The 4,000-nt window shown below is 33.1% G+C and carries 1 protein-coding gene; it reads left to right on the top strand.

From position 1 onward, the window contains the following. Nucleotides 1-785: 785 nt before the first annotated feature. Nucleotides 786-4,000, top strand: a 3,215-nt coding sequence (locus tag ACO6OL_RS08600; protein WP_485502832.1) for a YSIRK-type signal peptide-containing protein, incomplete at its 3' end; no start/stop codon positions are given.

Genomic DNA, 4,000 nt, shown 5'->3' with positions numbered 1-4,000 from the left:
ATAAATTTAAATACGGCTGATATTTATTATCAACCGTATTTATTATAGACCCATTTTATCAGGTCTTTTTTATAGTGTGCTAGTGAGATGTCTGTCTATTTTCATACTTGATAAATGGGGAACTGTGATTTTTGGATTTGTATGATTATTATAGTGTTAAGAAGATGAAGTGGATATTACAATATGCTTTAGAATAAATTATAAATGCTTTGATATGGATAAGTGAAAATTTTCAGAAAATAAAGGGGATATAAGAAATCACTTTAATAAAATGTGTAGTTATTTTAAAAAAATATGTACACACTATTTATATTTTTTGTTAAAATTGTTTTTCTTTATAATTAAATGAGCTGTGTTATATTTTTCGTTTTTTTTTTTTTTTTTTTGAAAACACCTCTATATAAAGGTTTGAGAGAGGTGTGTTGGTTTTATGCTGATAAACTGTATTAAATTAAAAGGAGTTATTTGTATTATTTAGAAAAATTATTTTTATTAAAATATTTCATCTTAAGAATATATCTGGTAGCTCCAAACGTTTTGTTTAAAAGTGTTTGTGTTACTTTTGATTATAGCTTATAGTGAAAATAAATAGAATTTAAAGAATTGGGCTTGTTTTTCTTTGGGAAAACAAAGCTTTTTTAGTAGACGTAATTACTAGTATCTGTTAGAATAGTTTTTGTAAATTATTAAAATATGTGAGCATGCATATAAAAGAATTTATAATCTGTAATTTTTCTTTAAACAAAATGTAAAAATATTAATAATATTTATTAGGAGGGATAATTTTGGTAGGAAAAAATAATCAATATTTAAAAAATAAGAAAGAAGGAACTAAGGTAGAGTCTTATTCTATCAAGAAATTCAAAGTAGGTACAGCATCGGTAGTGATTGGTGCGAGTATCTTCTTTGGTGCTGGAGCAGTGGCGCAGGCGAGTGAAGAAGTATCAAATAACACGACATCTGACAACACAACAAATCCTAATGCTTCAGAAGGCGTTGCAGCAACACCAGTAGCTACAGCACAACCAGTAGCAAAAGAAACTACTAAAGAAGATGTAGCTAATGCAGTAGCGGCAAAATTAGGTGGAGAAACTGCAAAAGAAGTTAAAGCTTTAGACAAAACTAAACTAGAAAACTACATCGCAGAAATCGAAGCAAAACTTGCTAATGGAACATACGACAGTAAAACAGAAGAATCTGTAGCAGTATTAAAAGCAGATCTAGAAGCTGCAAAAACTACATTAGCTAACGCAACAACACAAGATGAACTTACAAAAGCTTACAGCAAATTAGTAACTACAGCTAACACTAAATTAAAAGCAAAACCTGTAGAGAAAAAAGAAACTCCAGAAGTAGACACTACCAACGGACAACCAACTGTAGGTAAAAAAGCAGAAAACACTGAGAAAAAATCAGAATCTAATTCAATCGAAAACACAGGATCTCATGATTCACGTAATGGTAAAGCGTTAGATAAAGATAATGTGCTTAGAACAGAAGCAACTGATACAGAAAAACCAACGGCAGAGATTCCATTTTCAAATGGTAAAGATGTCTACGTTTATGGTGCAGAGTCTACAGGTTTTGATATTAAAATTAAAGATAATTCAGGATTTATTGCTAGTGCCACAGTTAAAAGAGGTGGGAATCAAGACTTTACTGCAGTAACAGGAGAACCAGGTAAGTTAAATGCTCAATATGGTTACACTGTCAATGAATTTACAACTAAAACAGAAGCTTCAGAATCTAATCCAGCAGTAATTCATTATACAGGTGTACCAGGAGGAGAACTGAACGCAGAACAGTTAGAAAAAGCCAAAACTACTGGGCTTACATTAGGTTGGCGTTTTGTAACTGCGACAGACGAAGCGGGTAATTTTATTGAAAATAAGGCGGCAGGAGCAGCTGTTAATACTGACCCAGGTTCATTTAATGTTATCGTTAAACCTCAAACGTATAAATATGATGTGGTAAATTTATCAAGTGATAATAAAATTTCAGTAGCTAATGCAACACAATTAACAGTGGAAGAATTAGCGAATATTAAAAATGGGCTTAAGGTTGAATACTCAAAGAACAATGATGATGCACAATTAGAAAGTAAAAAAGGAACTTTACTTGATAATGCTCTTAGTGTAGTTGACACTGTAGCCGATTCTGGAGAAAATATTGTTGTTACATATAAAGATGGATCTACAGATACAATTTCTAAAGGGAAGTTAATCAAGAGTGGACCAGCACCAGTGGTAACTGGAAATCCTAAAGCTAGAAATACAGTTTTATCAACAGATGAAGAATTATCAGGAACTGGTACAGCTGGAGCAACTGTAAAAGTTACTATAAAAAATCCAGAAGGAACACAAGTTATCTCAGAAAAAACAACACAAGTTGGAACTGATGGTACTTGGAAACTACCTTTAGATAAAGGACTTAACAGTAACGAAGCGTTACTTGGAGCAAGTACAGCGGCAAGAACATTCTATGCACCTAAAAATATAGTAGAAGTAATTCAAACTGCAAATGGAATTGATAGTGAAAAGACAGATGTAGTTGTATCTATCGGACCTTCAGAAATTAAGCCATCAGCAGCTGCAAAAGACGGTAAGAGCGTTGTAGCAGGAGCAAAAGAAGTAACTATTACTGTACCTCATGATGCTGGATTCACATACTTCTTCTATACGAATAAAGATAATAACAAAGAAACACAGCTTGATATTAAACGTGAAGATGATGGAAGTTTAGTGATGGCAGGTGGAAATGCAAGTAAAGCAACAATTAAAGAGACTGTAAAAGGACCTTTCTATGATACAGTTACTTTAACATTAACAGAACCTGTTAAAGAAGGGGTGAACTTAAAAGTTATTCCTCATAATGGTGGAGCAACAAAAGGGACTTACTTAGGTAAAACGCAGTATCCTGTTACTAACGAAGCACCAGTAGTGTCTCCTGTTGTAGAGAATCAAAATGAAAAAGAAATCACTACAGACGATCGTATTACTAAAGATGAGTTATTAGCTCTTGTAAAAGCAACGGATCATGAAGATGATCAGAATGCAACTCTTGGAGAAAAAGGGCGAGCAAGAATCGTTTCAATCAATGGCGATACTAATGTTACAACAGTCGATACATCAGAAGCTGGAGAATATAATATTGTTTATAAAGTTTCAGACAGTCAAGGTAAAGAATCTGCTGATTACACATATAAATTAATCGTTCGTAAAAATGAAGCGCCAACAGTAACAATTCCTTACTCTACAACTGCAAATGGTAAAAAAGATGTCTATATTTATGCTAATGAAGATATCGATATCGATATTAAATATACAGATGATTTAGGTAAGATTAAATCAGCAACAGTTAACAGAGGTGGAAATCAAACTTTAAGTCCTACTGCAGCTAATCCAAATGTTTTAGATAACGAATATGATATGACTTTAACGCCAATTACTGCAGAAACAACGGCAACAGCTGAAAATCCTGCAATTGTGAAAATTAGCGGTAAAGTAACTAAAGATACACCAGGACTTAAAGCCGAGAGATTCCCTAAAGGGGATAATGATGAATATCGTCTAGTAACTCGTTATGCGACTGCAGTGGATACAGATGGGAAAGAAATCCGTAATGTTGCTCAAGGTGGTTCATACGCAACTGACCCAGGGGCATTTAGTATCGTATTAAAATCTCAAACGAAGAAATATGATCTTAGAGAATTAGCTGATGCTGATAAGACAGTGGTAACAGATATCGCTAATATTCCACCGGCTGAATTAGATAAGATTAAGGAAAATATTCCTTTAGAATACTCTAAGAAAAATGAAGATAAGAATTTAGAAGCTAAAAAAGGAACAGCAGTAGAAAAAGCTGATGTTGCAAAAGTAGTGGATACTGTTGTTCAAAAAGGAGAAAACTTAGAAGTAACTTATAAAGATGGGTCTAAAGATACAATTCCTGTAGAGAAAGTTGTGAAATTAGATAAACAACCAGCAATCGATGCAGTTAC

The sequence above is a fragment of the Gemella sp. genome, assembly GCF_057272915.1.
This window is presented reverse-complemented; position numbering and strand designations above follow the sequence as displayed.